The sequence below is a fragment of the Kitasatospora sp. NPDC049285 genome (assembly GCF_040678815.1).
Taxonomy (GTDB): domain Bacteria; phylum Actinomycetota; class Actinomycetes; order Streptomycetales; family Streptomycetaceae; genus Kitasatospora.
Genome location: NZ_JBFAQR010000007.1, coordinates 142,635 through 167,472 on the forward strand (window position 1 = coordinate 142,635; position 24,838 = coordinate 167,472).

Here is a 24,838-nt window from a genome sequence, read left to right on the forward strand (position 1 = left end):
CACCACTCTGCTGCATGCACTCCGTTATTGCAAGTAACTCGCAATAAGCCCGGCGACCCGCTCAGCAGCGGCGCAGCGCCCCCGGCGCGCGCAGCGCGGCGATCGACGGGTAGCCGTCCACCGCCATCAGCAGGTCCGCCTCGGCCAGCAGCGAGCGCAGCACGTGCACCGCGCCGTCCTCGCCGCCCAGCGCCAGCCCGTAGACGTACGGCCGGCCCACGCCGACCGCAGTCGCGCCGAGGGCCAGGGCCTTCACCGCGTCCGCGCCCGAGCGCACGCCCGAGTCGAAGAGCACCGGCAGGCCGTCGGCCGCCGCCACCACCTCGGCCAGCGAGTCCAGCGCGGGCAGCCCGCCGTTCGCCTGCCGGCCGCCGTGGTTGGAGCAGTACACGCCGTCGATCCCGGCGTCCTTGGCGCGGCGGACGTCCTCCGGGTGGCACAGGCCCTTGAGGATCAGCGGCAGGTCGGTCAGCGACCGCAGCCAGGGCAGGTCGTCCCAGGTCAGCGGGTTGCCGAAGATCTGCACCCAGTCCATCACCGCACCGCGCGGGTCCCCGTCCGGGTCCTTCAGCCGGGCCCGGAACACCGGGTCGGAGGTGTAGTTCGCCAGGCAGTGGCCGCGCAGCTGCGGAAAGTTGCCGCTGCCCAGGTCGCGCGGGCGCCAGCCGGTCACCCAGGTGTCCAGGGTGACCACGATGCCCTTGAACCCGGCCTGCTCGGCCCGGTGCACAAGGCTCTCCGCCAGCGTCCGGTCGGTCGGCGTGTACAGCTGGAAGAAGCCCGGGGTGTCGCCCAGCTCGGCCGCCACCCGCTCCAGCGGGTCCACCGACAGCGTCGACGCCACCATCGGCACCCCCGTGCGGGCCGCCGCCCGGGCCGTCGCCAGGTCGCCGTGCCCGTCCGGCGCGCACAGGCCGACCACCCCGACCGGCGCCAGGAACAGCGGCGAGGGCAGCGTCAGCCCGAACAGCTCCACCGTCAGGTCCCGCTCCTTGGCGCCCACCAGCATCCGCGGCACCAGGCCCCACCGCGAGAACGCCGCCGCGTTGGCCCGCTGGGTGTGCTCGTCCCCCGCCCCGCCCGCCACGTACGACCACAGGCCCGGTGCCATCGCCTGCTCCGCCCGGCCCGCCAACTCCGGATACGCCATCGGGTACGTCGGCAGCACGCCGAACAGGCCCTCGAAGTAGATCTCGTTCTGGTAGTCGCCGAACTGCGGGGCCATGCGCGCTCCTCGGGGGGTGGGGGATGCCCACATTCCACCGGTCGGCGACGAGTGGTCAAGGGAGGGCCGTACCGCCCGCACTCCCGGCGGAAGATCCACCGGAGGTAGCCTGACTGCGGATGTGGTGACGATGCGAGGAACCGAACCCAAGGCGTCCGGGACGGCGATCCCCGAGGTCCCGTTCGCCGCGCCGCCCGGCGGCCCCGCCGGCGTGGAGGTGATGTCGCTCGCCGAACTGCGCGCCCGCCGCGCGAGCGCCCGGACCGCCGGCGACTTCCACCGCCCGCAGCGACCCGCCTTCCACCACCTGCTCACGCTGGAGCGCGGCGACCTCCGGCACACCGTCGACTTCACCGAGTACGCGCTGCGGCCCGGGAGTTGGCTGTGGGTCAGGCCCGGGCAGGTCCAGCAGTGGGGCCCGCTCGGGGACGCCGACGGGACGCTGGTGCTGTTCGAGCCCGGCTTCCCCGACCCGGCGACGGTGGCCTCCGCCCGGCTCGACGACCCCTTCGCCCCCGCCGTCCGGCAGCCCGCCGGCCCCGACCGGGAGGCCCTCGACCACGCGGTGCGGCACCTGCACCGCGAGTACGCCGACGCGGGCCGGCTCCCCGCCGACGTGCACCTCGCACTGGTCCGCCACCTGCTGGCCGCGCTGCTGCTGCGCCTCGCCCACCAGAGCGGCCCGCACGGCGGCGCGGGCGCCGAGGCCGGCGAGACCTACTGCCGGTTCCGGCAGGCCGTCGAACGCGACTTCACCCGCACCCGCCGGGTCGAGGACTACGCGCGGGCGCTCGGCTACTCCCCGCGCACGCTCTCCCGCGCCACCCTCGCCGCGACCGGTGTCGGCGCCAAGGAGTTCGTCGACCGCCGCGTCGTCCTCGAGGCCAAGCGCCTGCTCGCCCACAGCGACCGCTCCGCCGCCCGCATCGCCGACCACCTCGGCTTCGCCGACGCCGCCAACTTCGCCAAGTTCTTCCACCAGCGCACCGGCACCACCCCCATCGCGTTCCGCACCACCGTCCGCGGCGCGGAGGACAACTGACGGATCGTCAGGAGACCCGAGGTGCGCCGTCAGAGCGCCGCGCGGATCAGCTCCGCCGTCTGCGCCGCGTGGGCGGCGTCGCGGTAGCGGGTGCGGGGCCAGAAGAAGCCGCGCAGGCCGTCCTTGGGGTTGCGGGGGACGACGTGGGTGTGGAGGTGGGGGACGGACTGGCTGATGCGGTTGTTGGCGGCGACGAAGCTGCCCGCGGCGGACATGCCGCGCTCGACGGCGGCGGTCAGCAGGCGGACGCGCGAGTAGTAGGGGCCGGTCTCCTCCTCGGTGAGGTCGGTGAGGGTGGGCACGTGCCGGCGCGGGATCACCAGCACGTGGCCGGGGAAGAGCGGGCGGTGGTCGAGGAAGGCGAGGACGAGGTCGTCGGCGAAGACGGTGTCGACGGCGACCTCGCCCGCGGCGACCCGGCAGAACAGGCAGTCCATCGGGCCATCATCGCCCCGCCGCGGCCGGTCAGGCGTGCGACCAGGCCGGGGCGGTGACCACGGCGAGCAGCTGGGCGGAGGTGAGGGCGCCGGGCTCGGCCGAGTACGTGAAGCCGGGGCCGTAGGTCCACAGCTGGGCGGAGACCAGGGTGCCGTCGGGGAGCAGGGCCGCCGCGTGCCAGCTCCTGCCGGTGGCGCCGTCGGGGCCCAGGACCGTCCGCTCGCCGACCGCCGTCCTGGTGCCGTCCCCGGTGACCGCCAGGGTCGAGCCGTAGCCCAGCTGCTCGAAGGCGGTGCGCGGGTCGTCGGGGAAGCCGCGGTGCCAACCGTGCTCGACCGACACCACCAGCTGGCTGGTGCGCCCGGCCGCGGTCACCGCGCCGTGCACGCGGCCCGGCGTGTCCTGGACGCCCGTCCCGGCGTCGAAGGAGGCTCCGGCGGGCAGCGCGCCGCGGAGCGTCGCCAGCACCGCGGCCGGGGGCGCCGCCGCCGGCTGCGCGGACACCGCGGGCATCCCGACGAAGGCCGGCCGCCAGGCGTCCGAGGACACCACGTCGAGGAGCTGGGCCTCGGTCAGTGCAGGCTGCTCCCGAAGGGCCCGGGCCGGGGTGGTCTCGTCCACCCGGACCTGCCGCCCGTCGGGCGCCGTGTGGACCACCGTCCAGGAGCGGTCGTCGCCGGTCCAGCGGGGCTGCTTGACGAGGGTGAGGACACGCGAGCCGTCCGGCCGGGTCTCCCGGCGGCAGCTGGTGGTCGGCTCGGAGAGGCTGTCCGGGCACTGCACGCCCGTGGAGCCGTCGGTCAGCGGGACGGCCACCCGGTTGACGGTCAGCAGGACCGTCACCGGTCCCCGGCCGTCGTCGTAGTCGAGCCAGGCCAGCGGGTGGCCGCCGGGCAGCTGGTCGTCGGCGGTCTGGCCGTTCACGTCGGTGACCAGGCCGTCGGCGGGCAGCAGCGAGCGCAGCGTCACGGTCATGAACTGGGCGCTGACCGGCGGCGCGGCCGGTGCGGGCCGCGGGGCGGGGCGGTCCGGCAGCACGGCCAGGGCGAGTGCGGCGGCGGCGACCACGCCGACGGCCGAGGCGGCGGCGGTCCGGCGGCGGCGCACGCGGGTGCGGCCGCGGCGCTCGGCGGCCAGCGCGAACAGCTCGACGGCGGGCTCCGGGGCCAGGTCGGCGGAGGCCCGCAGGGCGCGGGCGAAGTCCTCTTCGGGAAGCATCGGGCAGACTCCAGGGGGCGGAGGGCGGAACGCTGGGAGGTGACGCCGGGTCAGCGGGCCGCGGGCGTCACGGGCGGGCGAGGTCGTCGAGCTGGTCGCCGAGGCTCGCGCGCAGCCGGGTCAGTGCGCGGGAGGCGCGGGAGCGGACGGCGCTGGGCGTCAGGCGCAGGGCGGCGGCGGTCTCCTCGACACCGAGGTCCTCCCAGTAGCGCAGGATGAGCACCGCCCGGTCCTGCTGAGGGAGTTCGCCGAGCGCGTGCAGCAGGGTGAGCCGCAGCGCCGGGTCCGCGCCGGGCGCGGGGCGGTCGGCGAAGGTGTCGGTCACGTGCTCGCCGCTGCTGCGCCGCCGGCGGTGCGTCAGGAAGGTGTTGACGAGCACGGTGCGGGCGTAGCCGGCCGGGTTGGCCATCCGGGAGACCCGCCGCCAGTTGCCGTACAGGCGGCTGAGGGCCTCCTGGGCGAGGTCCTCCGCGAGGTGGGCGTCGCCGCCGGTCAGCAGGTACGCCGTGCGGACCAGGTGGCGGGCGCGGGCGGCCGCGAAGTCCCGGAAGTCCAGGGGCTCGTCCGCCCCGGTGGTCGTCGTGCTGTCCATGCCCTTCTAACGCGGTCGGACGGTGTTCCTGTCGCACCGTCGGCTGATCATCCGTCAATCACACGGGGTGTCGGACCGGACGGAACCGGACAAGGTGTGACGATGCGCTCGTGACCACCACCAGCGAGCTCAGCCCGGCGGCGCCGCCCGTCCTCGACCGGCGGCAGCGCAACGTCGTGTTCGGCACCATCATGCTGGGCATGCTGCTGGCCGCCCTCGACCAGACCATCGTCGGCACCGCGCTGCCCACCATCGTGGCGGACCTCGGCGGCGCCGCGCACATGTCGTGGGTGGTGACGTCCTACCTGCTCGCGGAGACCGTCACGACCGCGCTGGTCGGCAAGTTCGGCGACCTGTTCGGCCGCAAGGTGGTCTTCCAGGTCTCGGCGATCGTCTTCATCACGGGCTCCTTCCTGTGCGGCCTGTCCACCAACATGACGCTGCTGATCGCCTGGCGGGCGGTCCAGGGCGTCGGCGCCGGCGGCCTGATGGTCACCTCGATGGCGCTGATCGCCGACGTCATCCCGCTGCGCGAGCGCGGCAAGTACCAGGGCGCGATCGGCGCGGTGTTCGGCGTCGCCACGGTGATCGGCCCGCTGCTCGGCGGACTCTTCACCGACCACCTGACCTGGCGCTGGGCCTTCTACGTCAACGTGCCGATCGCGATCCTGGTGGTGATCGCCGCCGCCCGGAACATCCCGGTGGTCCGCTCCGCCACCCGCCCGGTCATCGACTACCTGGGCATCGCACTGGTCGCGATCGGCGCCAGCTCACTGATCCTGGCCACCAGTTGGGGCGGCAACGAGTACGCCTGGGGCTCGCCGGTGATCATCGGCCTGTTCTGCGGCGGCGTGATCGCCCTCACCCTGTTCTGCCTGGTGGAGACCAAAGCCGCCGAACCCACCCTGCCGATGCGGCTGTTCCGCAACCCGGTCTTCACGGTCTGCTCGATCCTCAGCTTCATCGTCGGCTTCGCCATGCTCGGCGCGATGACCTTCCTGCCGACCTTCCTGCAGTACGTCGACGGCGACTCGGCGACGGTCTCCGGCGTGCGCACCCTGCCGATGGTGCTCGGCCTGCTGATCGCCTCGGTCTTCAGCGGCAACGTGGTCTCCAAGACCGGCCAGTACCGGATCTTCCCGATCGTCGGCTCGCTGGTCATGGCCGTCGGCCTGTACCTGCTCTCGCTGCTCGACGCGGAGACCAGCGCCTGGCTGGCCAGCCTCTACATGTTCGTGCTCGGCACCGGCATCGGCCTGTGCATGCAGGTGCTCACCATCGCCGTGCAGAACACCGTCGACTACGCCGACCTCGGCACCGCCACCTCCGGCGTCACCTTCTTCCGCACCCTCGGCTCCTCGTTCGGCACCGCCGTCTTCGGCACCATTTACGCCAACACCCTGAAGACCAACCTCGCCGAGGGCATCGCCAAGGCCGCCGCCGCCACCGGAGCCGACCCCCGGCAGATCGCCGGCGCCGCGCAGAACCCGCACGGCGTGCACGACCTTCCGGCCGACCAGTCCGGACCCGTCATCCAGGCGTACGCCGACTCGCTGCACACCGTCTTCCTGTGGACCGTCCCGGTCGCCGTCCTCGGCTTCGTGGTCGCGCTCTTCCTCAAGCAGGTCAAACTCCGCGACTCCGCCCGGGCCACCTCCACCGACATGGGCGAGGGCTTCGCCCAGCCGTCCTCCGGCGACTCCACCAAGCTGCTGGAACTCGCCGTCGCCAAACTCCTGCGCACCGCCGGCCTGGAGACCGCCCGACAGGTCGTCAACTCCTCAGGTACCCGCCTCGACATGGGCGGCGCCTGGGCCGTCATGCAGGTCGAGCTGTTCACCCGCACCGTCGGCCACGCCAGCCTGCACCTGATCGCCGCCCGCCGCCGGATCCCCCCGGAGGTCCTCGAACCGGTCTTCGACCGGATGGTCGCCGAAGGCTTCCTCCAGGCCGACAACGGCTTCTTCGACCACACCGAGGCCGGTGAACACGAGGCCGCCGTCATCACCCACGCCTGGGCCGACTGGCTGAACCACCGCCTCGAAGAGGACCGCGGCCGCCCCCGCAGCGCCGAACTGCGCGCCGCCGCCGACGCGATCGCCAAGCGGATGATCGCCGAGGACCTCGCCGAGGGACTCCCCGAAGCGGTCCGCAGCGGCACCCGCTGACTCCCCGCCGGGATGCTGCTCTACGCCCCCGCGGCGCTGTTCCTGCTGCTGTTCGGCATCGGCGTCCTGCGCGACCGGCGCCGCTTCGGCAACGCCGTCCAACTCGGCCTCGCCGTCACCTTCCTGGCCCTCGCGCTGCTGGTCACCCTCGGCCGGGCCGACTCGGTCGCCGCCGAGACCGTCCTGATCGCCGTCGTCCTCGCCCCCGCGGTCGGCTCCCTGGTCCTCGCCTTCCTGCTGATCGCCAACGGCCTCAAGATGCTCCGCACGGAGGGCCGCCGCCCCGCCAACCTGCTCGCCCTGCTCGCCGGAGCCGGCATCCTGCTGGTCTTCGGCCTGCTGCTGGCCGCCACCCGGACCTCCTCCCCGGAGGTGGCCACCCTCGCCCGCACCGTCTTCGTGGTCGCCTCCTACCTCTCCTTCCTCTTCGTCTGCTTCGTCGGCTACGCCTACCTCTACGGGCGCCTGACCCCGCGTCAGGACGTCGACTACGTGGTCGTCCTCGGCTCCGGCCTGCTCGACGGCGTGCGGGTCCCCCCGCTGCTCGCCAGCCGCCTCGAGCGCGGCCGCGCCCTGTACGACGCGCAGGCCCGGCGCGGCCGCGCCCCGCTCCTCATCACCTCCGGCGGCCAGGGGCCCGACGAACGGCGCCCCGAATCCCACGCGATGGCCGACTACCTCACCGACCGCGGCTTCCCCGCGGAGCGGCTCCTGCGCGAGGACCGCTCCCGCACCACCGAGGAGAACCTCCGCTACAGCCGCGAGCTGATGACCGCCGCGGACCCCGGCTACCGCTGCGTCATCGTCACCAACAACTTCCACGCCTTCCGCACCGCGATCCTCGCCCGCCGCGAGAACGTCAACGGCCAGGTCGCCGGCGCCCCGACCGCCGCCTACTTCTGGCCCACCGCCACCATCCGCGAGTTCGCCGCCGTCTTCGTCCAGTACGGCCGCACCAACTTCGCCGTCTGCACCCTCCTGATCGCCGCCTCCCTCCTGGCCTAGCCCCACCCGCCCACCGGGCGCTGCGGCTGCGCCGCCGGTGAGCCCGCAATGCTGTCCTGTTCGGAGGGTGGGTCCCGTCGTCGCCTCGCCCGCCCGGAGGGCTAGGTGGCTTCGGGGCCGGCCCGGAGGGCGGTGGCGGCGGCGCCGATGAGGCCGGCGTCGGGGCCGAAGTGGGCGGGGTGGAGGTGGAGGCCGCGGGTGAAGGGGAGGCCGGCGTAGTGGGTGAGGTGGCGGGCGAGGGGGTCGAAGAGGAGGGGGCCGGCCTGGGCGACGCCGCCGCCGATGACGACGGCCTGGATCTCGACCAGCGCGGCCGTCCCGGCGATCGCCGCCGCCAACGCCCGCGCCGCCAGGTCGAACGCGGCGAGCGCCGCACCGTCCCCCGCGTGGGCGGAGTCGGCGACGGTTCGGGCGGTCGCGCTGCAGGCGTCCGGCGGACGCCACCCCGCGGTGCGGGCGTGCCGGACGATCGCCGGCCCGCTGGCCAGGCCCTCCAGGCAGCCGCGTCCGCCGCACGGGCAGGGATCGCCGTCCCACTGCACCGAGACGTGCCCGATGTGCCCGGCGTTGCCGGTCGGACCGGGGTGCACCCGCCCGTCCAGGACCAGCCCGCCGCCGACTCCGGTGGAGACCACCATGCACAGCGCGTTGCGGTACTCCGCGGCGGCGCCGAGCCAGTGCTCGGCCTCGGCGACCGCCACCCCGTCGCCGAGCAGTCGCACCGGCAGCCCCGTCCGGTGGGCGATCCGCCCGGCCAGCGGGAAGTCGCGCCACGCCGGGATGTTGACCGGGCTGACCGTCCCCTGCACGGTGTCCACCGGACCGGCGCTGCCCACCCCCACGGCCCGCACCCGGACCCACTCCGGGTGTCCGGTCAGCTCGTCGAGCACCTCGGCGACCCCCGCGAACACCGCGGACGACTCGCCCTCCGCCGCGGTCGGGCGTTCGGCTCTGGCCAGCAGCTCGCCGCTCGCGGTGACGATCGCGGCGGCGGTCTTGGTGCCGCCGAGGTCGACGGCGGCCACCAGCCGCTCCGGGGGCGGGACGGCGTTCACGGTGCGCCTCCTGACATGTCCGATTCTGGTGCGACTTGTCGGACTGGCCACGCTACCCGAGGACCCGCACCCCGCGGCCGTCTGACGCGGGGTCAGAGCGCCGCCGTCAGTCCCTTGCCGAGCGTGACCAGCCCGCCGGCGAGGGCCAGCGTCAGCACCAGGGTCCGCGCCTGCCGCTCCGGCACCCGCCCGGCCAGCAGGAACCCGGCCGCCGTCCCCACCCCGACGGCCGCTCCGGCCAGCGACCACTGCGCCCCGGAGAGCGTCGGCAGCCCGCGCGCGGTCAGTGACACCGCGTTGACGACCACGCCGTAGAACTGCGCGTTGGGCCGGAACTCGCGCGCCGACCAGCCGCTGTTCACCGCGTACAGCGAGATCGCCGGGCCGCCCACCCCGGCCGCCGCGTTCAGCAGCCCGCTGGTGGCGCCCGCCGCGACCGCGCCCGGCACCCCGCGTAGGGCCGCCGCCCCGACCCCGCGGATGACCAGCGTCGCCGCGACGGTGACGGCCGCCCCGATCCCGATCAGCAGCGTCGGCTCCGGCACGGCCCTGGTCAGCCACGCCCCCGCCGGCACGGTGACGATCGCCGCCAGCACCAGCGGCACCATCCGCCGCGGCTGTACGCCGCGCCACTCCGAGGCCAGCCCGGCGAGGCTGATCATCCCGCTCGCGCAGTTGGCCAACCCGACCCCGTCCGCCGGACCGAGCACCAGCACCAGCACGGGCGCCGCGACCAGGGCGAACCCCATGCCGGAGAGCCGCTGGACGGCGGACGCGACCAGGACGAACAGCACGAGCAGACAACCGACGATCACAGCCGCACACCCTCGCACGCCTGAGGTCCGCGGCGCAGCGCCCCCGGGCGGCGCCGGCCGGCCCGGGTCACTGCACGGGGTGCGCGGTCAGGCTGTTGCGCAGGCGGTGGTAGGTCGGGACGTCGAAGCGGCCGGCCCGGGGAGCGGCGACCGTCGCGGCGGAGAGGGCCACCGCGTCGGGGAGGATCGCAGGCCAGCCGGCGTTCGCGGCGAGGCCGGCGGCGAGGGCGGCGACCACCGAGTCGCCGGCGCCGGTGGGATTGCCGACGACGGCGGTGGCCGGCGCGCAGCGCCAGGCGGCGCGGCCGTCGACGGCGAGCAGGCCCTCGGGCCCGAGGGAGGCGAGGACGGACTCGGCGCCGAGCCGGCGGAGGGCGTCCGCCGCGGCGCGCGGGTCGGCGAGGCCGGTGGCGGCGGTGAGTTCGGCGGCGTTGGGCTTGATCACGGTGGGGCGGGCGGGCAGCGCGGCGAGCAGTGCGGGGCCGTCCGCGTCCAGGACCACGGGGACGTCGAACTTCCGGCCGAGGTCGACGAGTCGGGCGTACGCGTCGGCGGGGAGCCCGGGCGGGAGGCTGCCGGAGAGGACCAGGACGGTGGCCTGCGGGAGGTGGCGTTCGATCTCGGCGCACAGGGCGGACCAGTCGGCGGGCCCGAGTTCGGGGCCGGGCTCGTTGAGCATGGTGGCGTCGGCGGCGTCCACCACGGCCACGGTGCGCCGGGTCTCACCGGATATCGGGACGACCGCGTGGTCGAGTCCGGCGGCGGCGAGGTCGGCACGGACGGCCTCGCCGGTGGGGCCGCCGAGCGGCAGGACGCAGCGGACGGGTCGGCCCAGCGTGGTGAGCACCCGCGCGACGTTGACGCCCTTGCCGCCGGCCTGGGCGGCGACCTCGGCGACCCGGTGGCTGGTGTGCGGGCGGAATCCCGGGACGGTGTAGGTGACGTCCAGCGCCGGGTTGGGAGTGACAGTGAGGATCACGGTGGACGGCCCCCCGAGGGTTGGTGATTGAATCTGCGCGATTGTACTGAACTTCAAGCAGCTTCGATCACCAGCGGGCCTATTTCAAGAGCCGGGACAGCCTCCGGTCGGCCAGTACCCGTCCGCCGGTCTGGCAGGTCGGGCAGTACTGCAGCGAGGAGTCCGCGAAGTTCACCGAGCGGACGGTGTCCCCGCAGACCGGGCAGGCCTCGCCCGCCCTGCCGTGCACCGCCAGATTGGCCTTCTTCTCCGACTTCAGCCCGCCGGGCGGCGCGGCCCGCAGCAGCTCCAGCGCGGCGGTCAGCTCGTGCCGGATCGCCGCGTGCAGCCGCCCGAGCTGCTCCTCGTCGAGCGAGGCGGCCAGCGCGTAGGGGGAGAGCTTCGCGGTGTGCAGGATCTCGTCGGAGTAGGCGTTGCCGATGCCGGCCAGCAGGGTCTGGTCGGTGAGGAAGGTCTTCAGCCGGCGGCTCGCGCCCGCGGCCATGGCGGCGAGCTGTTCGGGGGTGGCGGCGAGGGCGTCGACGCCGAGTCTGGCGATGCCGGGGACCTGCTGAGGGTCCGTCACCACGTGGGCGGCGAGCCGCTTGGTGGTGCCCTGCTCGGTCAGGTCGAAGCCGCTGCCGTCGTCCAGCACCAGGCGCAGCGCCAGCGGTCCGCGGCGGCTCGGCGGCTTGGCGGGGAACGAGGCGCGCTGGTGCACCCAGCCGGCCCGGGCCAGGTGCACCACCAGGTGCGGACCGCCGTCGGTGGCCAGGTCCAGGAACTTGCCGTGCCGCCCGACGCCGCTGACGGGCCGTCCGGCGAGCGCCTGGACCGGCGGGTCGAAGGTCTTCAGCACCTGGATCGACAGCACCTCGACGCGCTCCAGCGTGCGTCCGGCGCAGGCGGCGGTCATCCGCTCGGCGAGCGCCTGTACTTCGGGGAGTTCGGGCACCCGTCCAGTCTCGCCCGCGGGCGGGGCGCGGGCCACCCGGCGGACGGCGGGTCCCGGCAGGCGTGCCGTTCGTGGCGGAACGGTGTCCTGACGGCGTGTCGGATGTCGGGGGCCGGATGCTCGGCGTTCACCCGAGGGGGCTAAGTTGGCTATACATGTTTGCCGAGTGTCCCGGTTTCGAGGGGGAAGCGTGAGTCCTGTCGCCGTCCCGGTCGTGGTGCTGGCCGCGGCCCTGCTGCACGCCGTGTGGAACGCCCTGGTGCACGGGGTGCGCGACCGGCTGGCCGGCGTCGCCCTGATGAACGGCGTCTTCGTGGTCTGCGGGCTGGCGATGGCGCCGTTCTTCCCGCTGCCCGGGTCGGCCGTGCTCCCGTACATGCTGGGCTCGGCCGCCCTCCAGGTCGGCTACCAGCTGCTGCTGGCCCGGGCGTACGAGCTCGGCGACTTCGGGCAGATGTACCCGATCGCCCGCGGCACCTCCCCGGCGGTGGTCGCGCTGCTCGCCGTCACCGTCCTGCACCACACGATGCCGCCCGGCAAGCTCGTCGCCGTCGCCGTCATCTCGCTCGGCCTCGCCGGGCTCACCCTGGTCGGCGGCGTCCCCGGCCGCGCCCAGCTCCCGGCGCTGGCCGCCGCGTTCGGCAACGGCGTGCTGATCGCCGGATACACCGTGGTCGACGCCGGCGGGGTCCGGGCCGCCTCCAGCGCGGGCGGCTACATCTCCTGGATGTTCGTGGTCCAGGGCCTCGCCGTGCTCGCCGCGGTCACCGCCGTCCGCGGCCGCACCCTGCTGCCCGCGCTGCGCGAGGGCCGCGCCGTCGGCGTGGTCGGCGGCCTGATGTCGCTCACCGCCTACGGCCTGGTGGTCTGGGCGCAGACCGTCGGCGACCTCGCCACCATCGCCGCGCTGCGCGAGACCAGCATCGTGATCGCCGCCCTGATCGGCACCCTCGTCCTGCGCGAACGCCTCGGCACCCTCCGGCTCGCCGCCAGCGCCACCGTCCTGACCGGCATCGCCCTGCTGGAGCTGGCGCACTGAGGGCGGTCAGGGCCTGGGCAGTTCCGCCCATGTGCCCATCGTCGTCTCCAGGGTCCAGATCCTGACGTCGGCCTGTACCCGGGAGGCGAACAGGTCGCGTTCCGCCACGATGGCCAGGTCGCCGGTGCCGAGTTGCTGTCGCACCGCGTGCTCCAGCAGGTCCATACCGGTGCTGCCGCCGTCGCAGAGGGCGCGGAGGAAGGTCCGGTCCCAGGTCCGCTCGTGGAAGACCCAGGGGGCCTCACCGTCGGCGGTGCGGCGGAGGACGGTCATGAACTGCTTGGCCCGGTCGCGGCGCGCCGCTCCGTCCTTGATCTGGAAGATGTGGTTGCCCGTCTCGACCACGGTCGTCGTCGGCAGAACGAACCGCACTCCGGCCCCGTTTCGGGCAGTCATCTCCGCTACGACCGCGTCGTGGTGAGCATTGAGGTGCGGAACGTTCAGGATCTCCACGAACACCGAGGTGTCCAGGAAGTCGACGACGGGCAGTCGGAGGCCAGGCGCGCGCTTGGGAGTCACGGGCTCACAGGCTCCTCAGGAAATCCTTGACACCTTCGGACGGGACACGGGGCTGGAGGGCGTCCGGGAGCCGGTTCTTGGTCACGGCGTCGCCCAGGTCCCCGGCGGCCAGCAGGTCGATGTAGCCGGGTAGGTCTGTCAGTCGGGTGAGGACGCTCTCGCCGGACTCGGGATCGCGGGTACACACCACGACGCCCGAATGGTCCTGGGCATCAAGGGAGTTGAGCAACGCTGGACTGTGTGTGGTGAACAGCACGTCGATGCTGCGCTGCTTCGACTCCTCCTTCATCAGTTGCAGCACCCGGGCCGCCTGCGTCGGGTGCAGGCCGTTCTCGATCTCCTCGATCACCAGGTGCCGCTGCGCCGCCTCCGGGTCGTCCGTCGAGACGGGGGCACTGAGCAGGGCGGTGCCGAAGGCCAGGAAACGAAGCATGCCATCGCTGAGCAGCCGCGCGGGCACGTCGTGCTCGCTGCCGTGGTAGCCGGCCTCGCGGAGGACGAGCTGGACGTCGCCGAGGGTGGTGTCGACGCTGCTGATGCCGCGGACCGGGTATTCGGGCATTCCGGCCACCAACTCGGTGAGCCGGTCGAAGGCGGTCGGATCGGCCTGTCGCAGGTGGACCGCAACAGCGCTCAAGTTGTCGGCGCTGCGGCGGAGTTCCGTATCCCTGGCGTTGACGTAACGCCTCATCAGATGGGGGACCGGGTCGAGCAGGAACACCTCGCGCAGGACTGCCAGGACGTCCTGTGCCGACTGGTGAACGACCTTTGCCGCTTCGGTGGTCACCGGCAGCCGTACAGGGATCTGACTGGTCAGCAGCCGGTCGGATGTGAAGGGGATACCGGGGTCCAGGCCGTCGCCGCGTCTGCCGGCAAACCAACGGACGTTGAAATCGCTGCGACGGGGGTCGAGTGGGTCGCTCGTCAGCAGGGCCCGACCGGCGGCGAGTCGGCGGTTGCCGTAGCGCACGCCTTCGACTGCGACCAGTTCCTCCCGGACGATGCGGACCTCGGGGCGGACCGCGATCTCCACGTCCAAGTCGTAGACCGCCTGTCCGGCCCGGACCCGGCAGCCAAGCCGGAAGCCGTCCTGTCCCAGCGGGGCGCAACCTTCGGCGCCGCCGCGGATCGGTTCCTCGCCGCCGGCGCGGGGGGCATCCAGGACGTCACGCACGGGCTCTCCGGTGGCCAGGCGGGAGAGCACCAGGAGCGCGTCCAGGGCGTTGGACTTGCCGCTGCCGTTGCGTCCGATCAGCACGGTGAGGTCCTGGAGCGGCAACCGCTGATCGGTGAAGCTCTTGAAGGAGGTCAGCCGGACCTCCTCCAGGCGGGGAGTCTCCACCGCGCACCTCTTTCGTCCGTTCAACACCGAGCGACGTCCTCGGCCCAGCTAAGCAGTCGATCTTGCGCTCCGTCCAATACCGGGCCGCCGGGTCAGCTCAGGGACTCCACGGCGGTGGCGAGGCGGTGGGCGGCTTCGGTGAGTTGGGGGCGGGTCTCGGCGTAGCCGAGGCTGAGGCGGATGCGGGGGGTGGGCTCGGCGGTGAAGTAGGCCGGGCCGGGGGAGACGGCGAGGCCGTGGCGGAGCGCGGCGGCGGTGAGGGCGTGCGGGTCGAGGTGGGACGGGAGGGGGAGCCAGAGGTGGAAGCCGCCGTAGGGGAGGCGGGCCGGCAGCAGGCTCGGGGCCCGGTGTTCGAGCGCGGTGGCGAGCAGGTGCCGCCGGTCCGCCAACTCGCGTGCCACGAACCGCAGATGGCGCGGCCAGTCGGGCGAGGTGACCAGCTCGAGCGCGGCCTCCTGGAGCGGACGCGGGACGAAGAACGTGTCCACCGCCTGGACGGTGCGCAGCCGGGCGAGCGCGGGACCGCGGGCGGCCAGCGCGGCCACCCGCAGGCTCGGTGACGCGGGCTTGGTGAGCGAGCGGACGTGCACCACGACGCCGTCGGGGTCGTCCGCGGCCAGCGGCGGCGGCAGTTCGGGCGCGTCCGCGTGCACCAGCCGGCGGGCGTAGTCGTCCTCGACCACGAACGCCCCGGCCTGCTTGGCGGCGGCCAGCACCGCGCGCCGGCGCTCCGGCGGCAGGACGGTGCCGGTGGGGTTCTGGAACAGCGGCTGGCAGACGAAGAGGCGGGCCCCGCTGACCGCGAAGGCCTCGGCGAGGCGCTCGGGCCGCACGCCGTCCTCGTCGACCGGCACCGGGACCGGCCGCAGGCCCGCGGCGCGGGCGATCGCCAGCAGCCCGGGGTAGGTGGGGGACTCCACCAGGACCGGGGCGCCGGGCGGGGCGAGCGAGCGCAGCGCGGTGGACAGCGCGGACTGGCCGCCGGCCGCGATCAGCACCTCGGCCGCGGTGACGCCGCCGCCGATGTCACGGGCGAACCAGCCGCGCAGTTCCGGAAGCCCGTCCAGCGGCGGGCGGCCCCAGGCGCCGGGCCGGCGGGCGGCCCGGGCGAGGGCGGTGCCGAGCGCCTTCTCCGGCAGCAGCGAGGGGTGCAGGTAGCCGCTGTTGAGGTCGATCACCTCGGTCGGCGGCTGGGCCAGCGCAGCCAGTACCCCGGAGGCGTCCACCACCCGGGAGGGCGGGGCGCCGGCCTCCGCGCTGAGCGCCACCTCCTGCCAGGAGAAGTCGCCCTGCGGCGCGGGCGCCGGCCGCTGCTCGGCGCGGAAGACGCCGGTGCCCGGGCGGGAGACCAGCAGGCCCTCGGCGACCAGTTCGCGGATCGCCCGGGACACCGTCACCGGGCTCACCCGGTAGCGGTCCACCAGGTCCCTGCTACTCGGAATCCGGTCACCTGGCGAGTAGCGCACGACCAGCGCGCGGAGGGTTCCGGTCAGCTCCTGCACGCCCATTGACAGCCCTTTCGACAGACGGAGGGTAACTGTTATCGTCAGACATGTCAGCCCACAGTAGCGCTATCGCCCGTCAATCAGTAGCACTCACCGGCACCGCACAGGCCGCGCTCGGGGTGCTCTCCTTCTCGTTCTCCTTCCCCGCCACCGCCTGGGCCCTGCAGGGCTTCGGCCCGTGGACGGTCACCGGACTGCGCGGAGTGCTCGCCGCGCTGATCGCCGCGGTCTGCCTGGCCGCCTCCGGGGTCCGGATACCCCCGCGGGCCACCTGGCCCGGCCTCGCCGCCGTCGCCCTCGGGTGCGCCGTCGGCTTCCCGCTGCTCACCACCCTGGCCCTGAAGACCTCCTCCACCGCGCACTCCGCCGTGGTGATCGGGCTGCTCCCGCTGGGCACCGCCGCGGTCGGCGCGTGGCGCACCAAGGCCCGGATGTCGCGCGCCTTCTGGTGGGCGGCGCTGGCCGGCGCGGCGGTGGTGGTCGCCTTCACCGTCCAGCAGAGCAACGGCAACGGCCTCACCACCGCCGACCTGTACCTGTTCGGCGCGCTGGTGGTCTGCGCGATCGGCTACGCGGAGGGCGGGCGGCTGGCCCGGGTCATGCCCGGCTGGCAGGTGATCGCCTGGGGCGTGGTCGCCGCGCTGCCGATCACCGCCCTGACCGGCGGCCTCGCCCTCGCTGCCGAGCCCGTGCACTGGAACTGGCACGGCCTGGCCGGGCTCGGCTACCTGGCCGCGATCTCCCAGTTCGGCGGCTTCGTGGTCTGGTACCGCGGCATGGCTGCCATCGGCGTGCCCCGAGCCGCCCAACTCCAGCTCGCCCAGCCGCTGTTGACGCTCTGCTGGGCGGTCCTGATCCTCGACGAGACGCTGCCCGCCATCGCCGTCCCCACCGCCCTCGCCGTGGTGGCCTGCATCGCCGCCACTCAGCGCGCGGCCCGCGCCAAGGCTCCGGCCGGATCCGCGGTCCGCGCGTCGGGCCGGCAGCCCTCGTCAGCGGCGGCGGACCGGCCGGAGCTCCACGAGCACGCCGGTCAGACGCAGACCCGGCAGTAGAGGTGTTGCCGGGCGGTGCGGGCCCGCCGGGCCAGCAGCGCCAACTCCTTGATCAGCGGACGCAGCTCGTCGGGTTCGACGGGCTGCAGTTCCGCCGTCCGCGCCCAGCGCTCGGCCAGCTCCGGCAGGTCCGAGGCGCGGATCCCCGCCAGGGTCTCCCGGACGTCGTCGGCCAGCTCCATCACCCACGGGCCGGTCACCCACGGGTCGTCCTCCGCGAACGCCGCCGTGGCCCCCTCCGCCCACGGCTGCGGCCCGACCGGCCAGACCGGACGCGCCGCCACCAGCCCCGCCTCGAACGGCACCTCGCGCGCGGCGGCGACCAGCCGCCCGAGCACCACGATCGGGTCGATCCCCTTCGCCTCGACCAGGTCGAACGCCTTCGACGGCTGCTCGTCGCTCGTCAGCACCTTGACCACCGACGCCTCGTCCGTCGCCCGGAAGTAGTCCGTCAGCACACCCATTGGCTCATCCCCTCCGCCAAGCACACCAGGGCCACCAGTGGACCACGGACGGTCGACGCCCCGTCAGGTGGCCTCCGGTGCATCGCTGAGACGGGCCGGGGCGACGGAACGGCTCGGCGGCTCGGCGGCTCGACGGCGTGCGGGGGGTCGCCGAGCTGGAGGTGGGCCTCCGCGTCGAGTTCCCGGGCCATGGCCTCCATCGCGTCGTCGCCGAGCTCCTGGGCGGTCCGGACGAGCTCCCCGGCGACCTCCCGCGCCTCCTCCCAGCGCCCGCCGTGCGCAGGTCGAGGCCGAGCAGCCGGCTGGAGACGGCCTCGTTCGCCCGTTCCCCGGCCCAGGCGGCGACGGACTCGGCGGCCCGGCCCACGCGCCGGAGTGCGGAAGACCTCGATGCTCCGCCGGTAGGAGTCCAGGCTCGGCGCGGCCTCCTCCAGGGCCTGCCGGGGACGGCCTGCGGCCTGATGATGCGTCGAACGTCGTGGTCGGGCGTCCGGGGGAGCTCCACCGCGCGGCACCCCCGCACAAGGTGTCGCGCGGTGGGCTCCGGCTAGTAGGTGCCGGGGATGCCGGCCGCCTTGCAGGCCGCGGCGTACTGCGGGGTGCAGACGTCGGCGGCCTTGTAGAGGCCGCCCGCGATGACCGTGTCGGCCACCTTGGCCTTGGTGACCACGATGGGGGTGAGCAGCATCGAGGGGATCTCGTCGCCCTTGGAGGTGGTGATGGTGGAGGCGACGGAGGTGACGTCGAGTCCCTTCACCAGGTACACGGCGATGTTGGCGGCGGCGTCGGCCTCGGGGCGGTACGGCTTGTAGATGGTGTACGCCTGCTCGCCGGTGAGGATCCGTCGGACGGCCTCCAGCGAGGCGTCCTGGCCGCCGACCGGGACGTCGGTGCGGCCCGCCTTGTGCAGGGCGTCGATGATCGAGCCGGCCATGCCGTCGTTGGCGGAGTAGACGGCCTGGAAGCCGTTCTTGCCGAGCTTGGAGATGGCGTCGTTGACCTTCTCGGCGGCCACGTCGGGCTTCCACTCGCCGGACTGCTCGTAGGCGACCCGCTTGACCTTGCCGTCCAGCGCCTTGTGCGCGCCGGCCTTGAAGTCGGCGGCGTTGGGGTCGGTCTCGGCGCCGTTGATCATCACGACCTCGGCCCCGGCGGCCTTGTTGCCGAGCGCCTCGATCAGCGCCTGGCCCTGGAGCTCGCCGGTGCGCTGGTTGTCGAACGAGATGTAGGCGGCGACCTTGCCGGCGGCGAGGCGGTCGTAGGCGATCACCTTGGCGCCCTTCTTGGCGGCGGCCTCCACCCACGGTCCGGTGACGGCGGCGTTCACCGGGTCGAGCAGGATCACCTTGACGCCGCGCGACAGCAGGGCGTCGAACTGCTCCTTCTGGACCTTCTCGTCGCCGTCCGCATTGGCGTAGTCGAGGCTGCACCGGGTGCACAGTCCGGTCACCGCAGCCTCGATCATCGGCTTGTCGAACGCCTCGTACCGGGTGGAGGACGAGCGCTCGGGCAGCAGCAGACCGATCGCCTGGTTGGAGGCCGAGGACGACTTCGGCTGGTCGCTGCCGCAGGCGGCGAGCGACAGCGTCATCGAGACCGCGGCGGTGCCGATCACGAGCCGACGGGTCTTTGCGTTCATGGTGGGTGGTGCCTCCCTGACAGCGCCGCGTCCCTGCGGCGAGGTGAAGGGGAGTCAAGCGTCACCCTCAATGTGTCGTCAAGAAGTAAATCATCGCTTGGGACGAATCGACCAAGTCGTTACCTTCTTGAATGTAAGTTGCAGCCGTCCATCGGCCCCGGCTCAGCGCTCGTTGCGTGCCACCAGGAACACCCCGGCGACCACGATCGCGCCACCGAGCGCGATCGGCCAGGTCAGCGGCTCGGCCAGGACCAGCCAGCCGAGGAACACCGCGACCACCGGGTTCACGTAGGCGTAGGTGGCGACCAGCGGCAGCGGTGCGCGCTGCAGCAGCCAGGCGTAAGACGTGAACGCGACAATCGAGCCGAAGACGATCAGGTACGCCAGCGCGACCCAGGAGCGGGTGGAGACCGCCGCCGGGTCGAAGCCGCGCGGCTCGTGGCGCAGCAGCGCGACCACCAGCGCGCCGACCGCGCCGGCCAGCATCTCGTACACGCTGGCCACGAACGGGTCGGCGGGCATCGGCAGGCGGCCCGCCAGGAACGAACCGAACGCCCACACCACGGCCGCGCCCACCACGACCAGCAGGCCCGACAGTTCGACCTCGCCGCTCAGGCCGGGCGCGGTGAGCACCGCAAGCCCGACCAGGCCGACCAGCACCCCGGCCAGCGTGGCCCGCCCGGTGCGCTGCCCGGTCAGCCGGCGCAGCAGCACCACCCACAGCGGCACGCTGGCCACCAGCAGCGCGGCCAGCCCGGACGGCACCGAGCGTTCGGCCAGCACCACCAGCCCGTTGCCGCCGACCAGCAGCAGCACGCCGACCAGCACCGCCGAGCCGAGTTGACGCGGCGTCACCCGCAGGACGCCCCAACCGCGTCGGGCCACCAGCGCCGCCGCCAGCAGGACGCCCGCGGCCGCGAACCGCATCGCCCCGGACAGCAGTGGCGGCAGGGTCTCCACCGTCACCCGGATCGCCAGGTAGGTCGAGCCCCACACCACGTACACGATGCCGAGCGCCGCCCAGACCGCACCGCCGAGACCCGGGCGGGCGTCGGCGGGAGTGACGACGGAGGGCGGGGTACCGGGGTCGGTCGCCGACCGCGGGGACGGGGCGGACATGTGCGTCTCCTTGCGTTGGTGCTGACAGGGTGTTCGGCGGAATGACACCACATTCCGCCGCCCGGCGACAGGGAGTCCGTCCCGCGGACCGGTGGGCGGCGGCTCCGCAGTCCGCGCCGGGGCCGCCCACCCCGCGCCGGAGCCCCGCGCGCCGCGCCGGACAGGGCCGACCGGATGAACCGGCGCACCACCGCGGCCCGCGGCCGGGCGGCCCGGGTGCGCCGGATGGTAGGCATGGGGGCGGATTCGAGCAGCCGACCCGAGGAGCGGCCGGATGTCGTGGTTCGCCGCCCCCGAGTACCGGCTCGCCCGCGAGCTGTTCCAGCGCCTGCTCGCCCTCGTCTACCTGTGCGGATTCCTCGGCGCCGCCCGGCAGTTCCGCGCCCTGCTCGGCGCCGACGGGATGCTGCCGATCCCGCGCTACCTGGCCCGCACCCCGTTCCGCCGCGCCCCGAGCCTGTTCCAGTGGCACTACAGCGACCGCCTCTACGCCACCGTCGCCTGGACCGGCGCCGCGCTGTCCGCCGCCCTGCTGGCCGGCGCGGCGAACCACCTGCCGCTCGGCGCCGCGATGGCGCTCTGGGCGCTGCTCTGGGCGCTCTACCTCTCACTCGTCAACGTCGGCCAGACCTGGTACGCCTTCGGCTGGGAGTCCCTGCTGCTGGAGGCCGGCGCGCTGGCCGTCCTGCTCGGCAACTCCCGCACCGCCCCGCCGGTCCTGGCGATGTGGCTGCTGCGCTGGCTGCTGTTCCGGGTCGAGTTCGGCGCCGGACTGATCAAGTGGCGCGGCGACCCCTGCTGGCGGCGGCTCACCTGCCTCTACTACCACCACGAGACCCAGCCGATGCCCGGACCGCTCAGCTGGTTCTTCCACCACCTGCCCCGCCCGTTGCACAAGGTCGAGGCCGCCGCCAACCACTTCGTCCAACTCGTCGTCCCGTTCGGCCTGTTCCTCCCGCAGCCGTACGCCACCACCGCGGCCCTGCTGATGATCGCCACCCAGCTGTGGCTGGTCGCCTCCGGCAACTTCGCCTGGCTGAACTGGCTCACCATCGCCCTGGCCCTCGCCGTCCTCGACACCCGCACCCTGCGCCGGGTGCTCCCGGTCGCCGCCGACCCCCACTACCCGCCGCAACCCGCGTGGTACCAGGCCCTGGTGGCCGCCTACACGCTGCTCGTACTGGTCCTCTCCTACCGCCCCGCCCGGAACCTGCTCTCCAGCCAACAGTTGATGAACTACTCGTTCGACCGCCTCCACCTGGTCAACACCTACGGGGCCTTCGGCTCGGTCAACCGGATCCGCCACGAGGTGGTCATCGAAGGCACCGCCGAACCCGCCGGGCGCGGCGGCTGGCAGGAGTACGGCTTCCACGGCAAACCCGGCGAACCGCGCCGCGCCCCGCGCCAGTTCGCCCCCTACCACCTGCGTCTGGACTGGCTGATGTGGTTCGCCGCGATCTCCCCGAGCTACGCCCGCAGCTGGTTCGCCGCGCTGCTCGCCCGGCTGCTCGTCAACGACCCCGCCACCCTGCGGCTGCTGCGCCACAACCCGTTCCCCGACCGGCCGCCGGCCCTGGTCCGGGCCCGGCTCTACCGCTACCGCTTCACCGACGGACCGGAACTCCGCGACACCGGCGCCTGGTGGCGACGCGAGTACCTGCGCGAGTACCTGCCCGCCGTCGGCCTCCCCGAAGTCCGCCACCTCGCCCCCGGAGCCCACCGGTGACCCGCCCCAACTCCCGTACCCCGTCCGCCGACCATTCACCCGACCGCGTACTGTCAGTGCCGCCGCCTACCGTGCGGACCGGGCCGACCGGCCCGCGCCCGCCGCCACCGGTCCCACTCGGCCCGGCAATTCACGGGGGTCCGGTGCGTGCGTGCCTCGAACGCGCACCCGTATTCTGGCCTCCCGCGAGCACCAGCGCCGCGCCCACCCCACCCGCCCCGAACCCCGCCAACCGCCACGAACCGGACATCACATGACAGTGCGCTACCTGAACGACGCCGACGACTCCGCGTCCGACACCGCGTCCGACCCCGCGGCCGCGACGGACGGCGAGACCCGCCAGAGCACCCGTGAGGAGCTCGGCCGGTTCGCCGACCAGGGCGGCTTCACCCTCACTCCCGAGGCCAACCCCTGGCTGGAGGCCGCCGATACCCTCGGCGGGCCCGAGGACGCCCGGGCCGCCTCCACGGTCCTCGCCGAACTGCGCAGTCGCGACACCCGCGCCGTCGGCCAGGCCGCCAACGCCATCGCCGCCAAGGCCGGACTCCAGATCCCCGACACCCTCGGCGGCCTCACCACCCTGCTCGACCTGCTCCAGCGGGTCCACGCCACCTCCGCCGCCCTGCGCGCCGAGGTCTACGAGCAGGACCTCGCCGCGCTCGCCGCCGCCACCGGCAACGGCGCCTACCGCAAGTCCCAGGACGTCAAGCTCTCCTGGAACCGCCGCCGGGTCCTGCGCTCGCAGGCCCGCACCCTCACCACCACCGGTGCCCGCACCGGCCGCGCCGACCTGCACAACGCGCTGCTCGCGGCCGCCGCGGCCCACCGCGACTGGACGGCGCTCACCCCCGCCGGCACCACCGCCAAGCCCGCCGTCCCGGTCGACGGCGCCCTGCTCACCGAGACCGCCACCGTCGTCGAGTCCCTCGCCGACGCCGTCCGCTCGCTCGCCCGCCTCCTGCCCGAGCGCGCCCTCGACTCCCTCCCGCTCACCGAACTCGCCGACCTGGTCGACCGGCTGGCCGCGGACGAGGGCACCCTCTACCGCCTCTCCGCCCTCCGCCAGCTCCGCACCGAGCTCGCCGACCAGGGCCTCACCGAGCTCCTGGCCGAACTGACGGAACGTCAGGCCGACCGCGAGGCGGCCCTCGCCGCGTACGACCGCCACCACGCAGCCCGCACCGCGCTGGCCGCAGGCCCGCGACAGGCCGCAGACGAGGCGACCGAGACTGAGGACGACTCCGAGGCCACGGTCATCGACCTGGACGAGGTGGAGTCCGAGGAGGCCTCCGTCGAGGTCGAGGCTGAGGCTGAGACGGTTGCTGAGGTCGAGGCTGCCGTTGAGGAGGCCGAGGCCGAGGCTGAGGTCGAGACGGTTGCTGAGGTCGAGGCTGCCGTTGAGGAGGCCGAGGCTGAGGTCGAGACGGTTGCTGAGGTCGAGGCTGCCGTTGAGGAGGCCGAGGTCGAGACGGCCGCTGAGGTGTCTGTCGCCGAGGAGGCCGTGGTCGAGGTCGAGGTCGAGGCCGAGGCTGAGGGCGCCGAGACCGTGGCCGATCCCGAGCCGGAGGCCGAACCGGTCGCCGAGGTGCCTGTGGTCGAGGAGGAGGTGGAGGCTGCCGCCGAGGAGGCGGTGGTCGAGGCCGAGGCCGAGATCGAGGTTGCGGAGCCCGTGGTCGACGCCGAGCCGCAGGCCGTCGTTGTGGCGGAGGCCCCGGAGGCGCTCGCAGAGGCCGAGGCCGAGGCCGCTGCCGAGCCGGTGGCCGAGCCCGTCGCTGCCGCCGTGCCGTGGGCTGAGGTCGCGGCCGCGGAGGTCGCTGCCGCCGAGGTCGAGGCGGAGCCCGTCGTCGAGGCCCCGGTTGTCGAGGCCGTGGACGAGCCCGTCGTCGAGCCCGAGCCGGCCGCTGAGGCCGAGGCCCTGGTCGTCGAGGCCGAGGCCGAGGCCGAGCCCGTGGCCCCGGTTGCCGAGCCCGTCGTCGAGCCCGAGCCCGTGGCCGAGGCCCCGGTTGTCGAGGTCGTGAAGGAGCCCGTCGCCGCGGTCGAGCCGGTCGCCGCGGTCGAGGCCCCGGTCGCGGAGCCTCTCGCCGAGCCCGTTGCGGAGCCCGTCGCGGAGCCTCTCGCCGAGCCCGTCGCCGACTCCCGTCCGTCGAAGCCCGAGCTTGTCGCGGGGAAGCCGATCACCGGGTACTCCGCTGAGGAGCTGGTCTCGCTGGTGGCGTGGCTGGACTCGGACGGTGAGAAGCGCAGTGACGACGAGTTGCTGCGGGCGGCGATGAAGGAGCTCGGGTTCGCCCGGCTCGGGCCGCGGATCAAGGAGGCGCTGGGGGCCGCCGTGGCCACCGTGCGCGCCTGACGGTCGGTCGACCACCGTACGGGCAGCGCCCGTCGTTCCCGGACATCGCGCCGGGGCGGCGGGCGCTGTGCGTTTCAGGAGTCCGCGGGTCGCGGGGGTTCGAGGCGGTTCAGCCAGGTGGTGAGGAGGGATTCGAGCTCCGCGGCCTCGGTGGGGGAGAGGGTGGCGAGCAGGCGGTGCTCGTTGCGGATGTGGTCGGTGAAGGCCTGGTCGATGACGGAGCGTCCGGCCTCGGTGAGGGCGACGACGCGGCCGCGCCGGTCGGTGGCGGCGGGGCGGCGGGTGACCAGCCCGGCCCGTTCGAGGCGGTCGATGCGCTTGGTGATGGCGCCGGTGGTGACCATGGTGTGCGCCGCGAGTTCCCCGGGGGCCCGTTCGTAGGGGGCGCCGGCCCGGCGCAGGGTGGCCAGGACGTCGAACTCGCCCTCGCCGAGGCCGTACCGGGCGTAGACCGTGGTGAGTTCGCCGGTGAGCAGGGTGGCGACCCGGTGCAGGCGGCCGATCACGCCCTGGGGGGCGAGGTCCAGGTCGGGGCGTTCGCGCCGCCAGGCGGCCTGGATGCGGGCGACGTGGTCCATGGGCTCCATGGCACCCATCATATCTTCCATG

The 24,838-nt window shown here is 74.0% G+C and carries 22 protein-coding genes; 7 read left to right on the forward strand and 15 right to left on the reverse strand.

The genetic code is table 11. The features are described from left to right. Nucleotides 1–61 precede the first annotated feature (61 nt). Entirely contained in the window at nt 62–1,225 is a 1,164-nt protein-coding gene (locus AB0K51_RS07640) for an alpha-hydroxy-acid oxidizing protein (protein ID WP_363451639.1), read from the reverse strand. A 130-nt stretch (nt 1,226–1,355) separates the two neighbouring features. Here AB0K51_RS07640 and AB0K51_RS07645 point away from each other — a divergent pair, with 130 nt between their 5' ends. Next, nucleotides 1,356–2,267 (forward strand): AraC family transcriptional regulator, encoded by a 912-nt coding sequence (locus AB0K51_RS07645; protein ID WP_363451641.1) that lies wholly within the window; start codon nt 1,356–1,358, stop codon nt 2,265–2,267. A gap of 29 nt (nt 2,268–2,296) precedes the next feature. On the opposite strand, the gene AB0K51_RS07650 is transcribed toward AB0K51_RS07645, so the two are convergent. From AB0K51_RS07650 to AB0K51_RS07660, 3 genes are all read right to left on the reverse strand, one after another. Beyond that, a complete protein-coding gene (locus tag AB0K51_RS07650) occupies nt 2,297–2,704 on the reverse strand; it encodes an HIT family protein (RefSeq protein WP_363451643.1) in 408 nt (135 codons plus the stop codon). 28 nt (nt 2,705–2,732) lie between these two features. Continuing rightward, nucleotides 2,733–3,923: a hypothetical protein gene (locus AB0K51_RS07655; RefSeq protein WP_363451645.1), complete on the reverse strand. Its 1,191-nt coding sequence runs from the start codon at nt 3,921–3,923 to the stop codon at nt 2,733–2,735. 67 nt (nt 3,924–3,990) lie between these two features. Next, the gene (locus tag AB0K51_RS07660; RefSeq protein ID WP_363451647.1) at nt 3,991–4,515 is read right to left on the reverse strand and encodes a SigE family RNA polymerase sigma factor; all 525 of its coding nucleotides are present in this window, start codon (nt 4,513–4,515) and stop codon (nt 3,991–3,993) included. A gap of 110 nt (nt 4,516–4,625) precedes the next feature. Here AB0K51_RS07660 and AB0K51_RS07665 point away from each other — a divergent pair, with 110 nt between their 5' ends. Both AB0K51_RS07665 and AB0K51_RS07670 read left to right on the forward strand, forming a co-directional pair. Beyond that, nucleotides 4,626–6,683 carry an MDR family MFS transporter gene (locus AB0K51_RS07665; RefSeq protein ID WP_363451649.1) on the forward strand — a complete coding sequence of 686 codons (2,058 nt, stop codon included), beginning with the start codon at nt 4,626–4,628 and terminating at the stop codon, nt 6,681–6,683. 12 nt (nt 6,684–6,695) lie between these two features. Next, nucleotides 6,696–7,688 carry a YdcF family protein gene (locus AB0K51_RS07670; protein ID WP_363451651.1) on the forward strand — a complete coding sequence of 331 codons (993 nt, stop codon included), beginning with the start codon at nt 6,696–6,698 and terminating at the stop codon, nt 7,686–7,688. Nucleotides 7,689–7,789: 101 nt separating this feature from the next. Here AB0K51_RS07670 and AB0K51_RS07675 read toward each other — a convergent pair whose 3' ends face one another. From AB0K51_RS07675 to AB0K51_RS07690, 4 genes are all read right to left on the reverse strand, one after another. After that, nucleotides 7,790–8,743 carry an ROK family protein gene (locus AB0K51_RS07675; RefSeq protein ID WP_363451653.1) on the reverse strand — a complete coding sequence of 318 codons (954 nt, stop codon included), beginning with the start codon at nt 8,741–8,743 and terminating at the stop codon, nt 7,790–7,792. 92 nt (nt 8,744–8,835) lie between these two features. Continuing rightward, nucleotides 8,836–9,558, reverse strand: coding sequence for a sulfite exporter TauE/SafE family protein (locus AB0K51_RS07680; protein WP_363451655.1), 723 nt, complete (start codon nt 9,556–9,558; stop codon nt 8,836–8,838). A gap of 67 nt (nt 9,559–9,625) precedes the next feature. Beyond that, the gene (locus AB0K51_RS07685; RefSeq protein ID WP_363451657.1) at nt 9,626–10,537 is read right to left on the reverse strand and encodes a 1-phosphofructokinase family hexose kinase; all 912 of its coding nucleotides are present in this window, start codon (nt 10,535–10,537) and stop codon (nt 9,626–9,628) included. Nucleotides 10,538–10,616: 79 nt separating this feature from the next. Next, a complete protein-coding gene (locus AB0K51_RS07690) occupies nt 10,617–11,471 on the reverse strand; it encodes a DNA-formamidopyrimidine glycosylase family protein (protein ID WP_363451659.1) in 855 nt (284 codons plus the stop codon). A 190-nt stretch (nt 11,472–11,661) separates the two neighbouring features. Between AB0K51_RS07690 and AB0K51_RS07695 the strand changes: the two genes are divergently transcribed. Beyond that, nucleotides 11,662–12,510, forward strand: coding sequence for a DMT family transporter (locus AB0K51_RS07695; protein WP_363451661.1), 849 nt, complete (start codon nt 11,662–11,664; stop codon nt 12,508–12,510). A 6-nt stretch (nt 12,511–12,516) separates the two neighbouring features. Here the strand turns inward: AB0K51_RS07695 and AB0K51_RS07700 are convergent, their stop codons facing one another. The 3 genes from AB0K51_RS07700 to AB0K51_RS07710 form a co-directional block, all read right to left on the reverse strand. Next, on the reverse strand, nt 12,517–13,029 hold the full coding sequence (locus tag AB0K51_RS07700; RefSeq protein ID WP_363451663.1) for a hypothetical protein: 513 nt from the start codon (nt 13,027–13,029) through the stop codon (nt 12,517–12,519). Between the two features lie 4 nt (nt 13,030–13,033). Further along, a complete protein-coding gene (locus AB0K51_RS07705) occupies nt 13,034–14,371 on the reverse strand; it encodes an AAA family ATPase (protein ID WP_363451665.1) in 1,338 nt (445 codons plus the stop codon). Between the two features lie 92 nt (nt 14,372–14,463). After that, nucleotides 14,464–15,879: a PLP-dependent aminotransferase family protein gene (locus AB0K51_RS07710; RefSeq protein ID WP_363451667.1), complete on the reverse strand. Its 1,416-nt coding sequence runs from the start codon at nt 15,877–15,879 to the stop codon at nt 14,464–14,466. Nucleotides 15,880–15,923: 44 nt separating this feature from the next. Here AB0K51_RS07710 and AB0K51_RS07715 point away from each other — a divergent pair, with 44 nt between their 5' ends. After that, nucleotides 15,924–16,931, forward strand: coding sequence for a DMT family transporter (locus AB0K51_RS07715; protein ID WP_363451669.1), 1,008 nt, complete (start codon nt 15,924–15,926; stop codon nt 16,929–16,931). Here the strand turns inward: AB0K51_RS07715 and AB0K51_RS07720 are convergent. The 3 genes from AB0K51_RS07720 to AB0K51_RS07730 form a co-directional block, all read right to left on the reverse strand. After that, on the reverse strand, nt 16,910–17,395 hold the full coding sequence (locus tag AB0K51_RS07720; protein WP_363451671.1) for a hypothetical protein: 486 nt from the start codon (nt 17,393–17,395) through the stop codon (nt 16,910–16,912). The genes AB0K51_RS07715 and AB0K51_RS07720 overlap by 22 nt on opposite strands. Before the next feature lie 547 nt (nt 17,396–17,942). After that, the gene (locus tag AB0K51_RS07725; RefSeq protein WP_363451673.1) at nt 17,943–19,034 is read right to left on the reverse strand and encodes a substrate-binding domain-containing protein; all 1,092 of its coding nucleotides are present in this window, start codon (nt 19,032–19,034) and stop codon (nt 17,943–17,945) included. A 162-nt stretch (nt 19,035–19,196) separates the two neighbouring features. Further along, nucleotides 19,197–20,153 carry an EamA family transporter gene (locus AB0K51_RS07730; protein WP_363451675.1) on the reverse strand — a complete coding sequence of 319 codons (957 nt, stop codon included), beginning with the start codon at nt 20,151–20,153 and terminating at the stop codon, nt 19,197–19,199. Nucleotides 20,154–20,427: 274 nt separating this feature from the next. Between AB0K51_RS07730 and AB0K51_RS07735 the strand changes: the two genes are divergently transcribed. Together AB0K51_RS07735 and AB0K51_RS07740 are read left to right on the forward strand one after the other, a co-directional pair. Then, the gene (locus AB0K51_RS07735) at nt 20,428–21,879 is read left to right on the forward strand and encodes a lipase maturation factor family protein (RefSeq protein ID WP_363451677.1); all 1,452 of its coding nucleotides are present in this window, start codon (nt 20,428–20,430) and stop codon (nt 21,877–21,879) included. 253 nt (nt 21,880–22,132) lie between these two features. Beyond that, on the forward strand, nt 22,133–24,229 hold the full coding sequence (locus tag AB0K51_RS07740; RefSeq protein WP_363451679.1) for a hypothetical protein: 2,097 nt from the start codon (nt 22,133–22,135) through the stop codon (nt 24,227–24,229). Between the two features lie 74 nt (nt 24,230–24,303). On the opposite strand, the gene AB0K51_RS07745 is transcribed toward AB0K51_RS07740, so the two are convergent. Beyond that, on the reverse strand, nt 24,304–24,825 hold the full coding sequence (locus tag AB0K51_RS07745; protein WP_363451751.1) for a MarR family transcriptional regulator: 522 nt from the start codon (nt 24,823–24,825) through the stop codon (nt 24,304–24,306). Between the last annotated feature and the right edge of the window lie 13 nt (nt 24,826–24,838).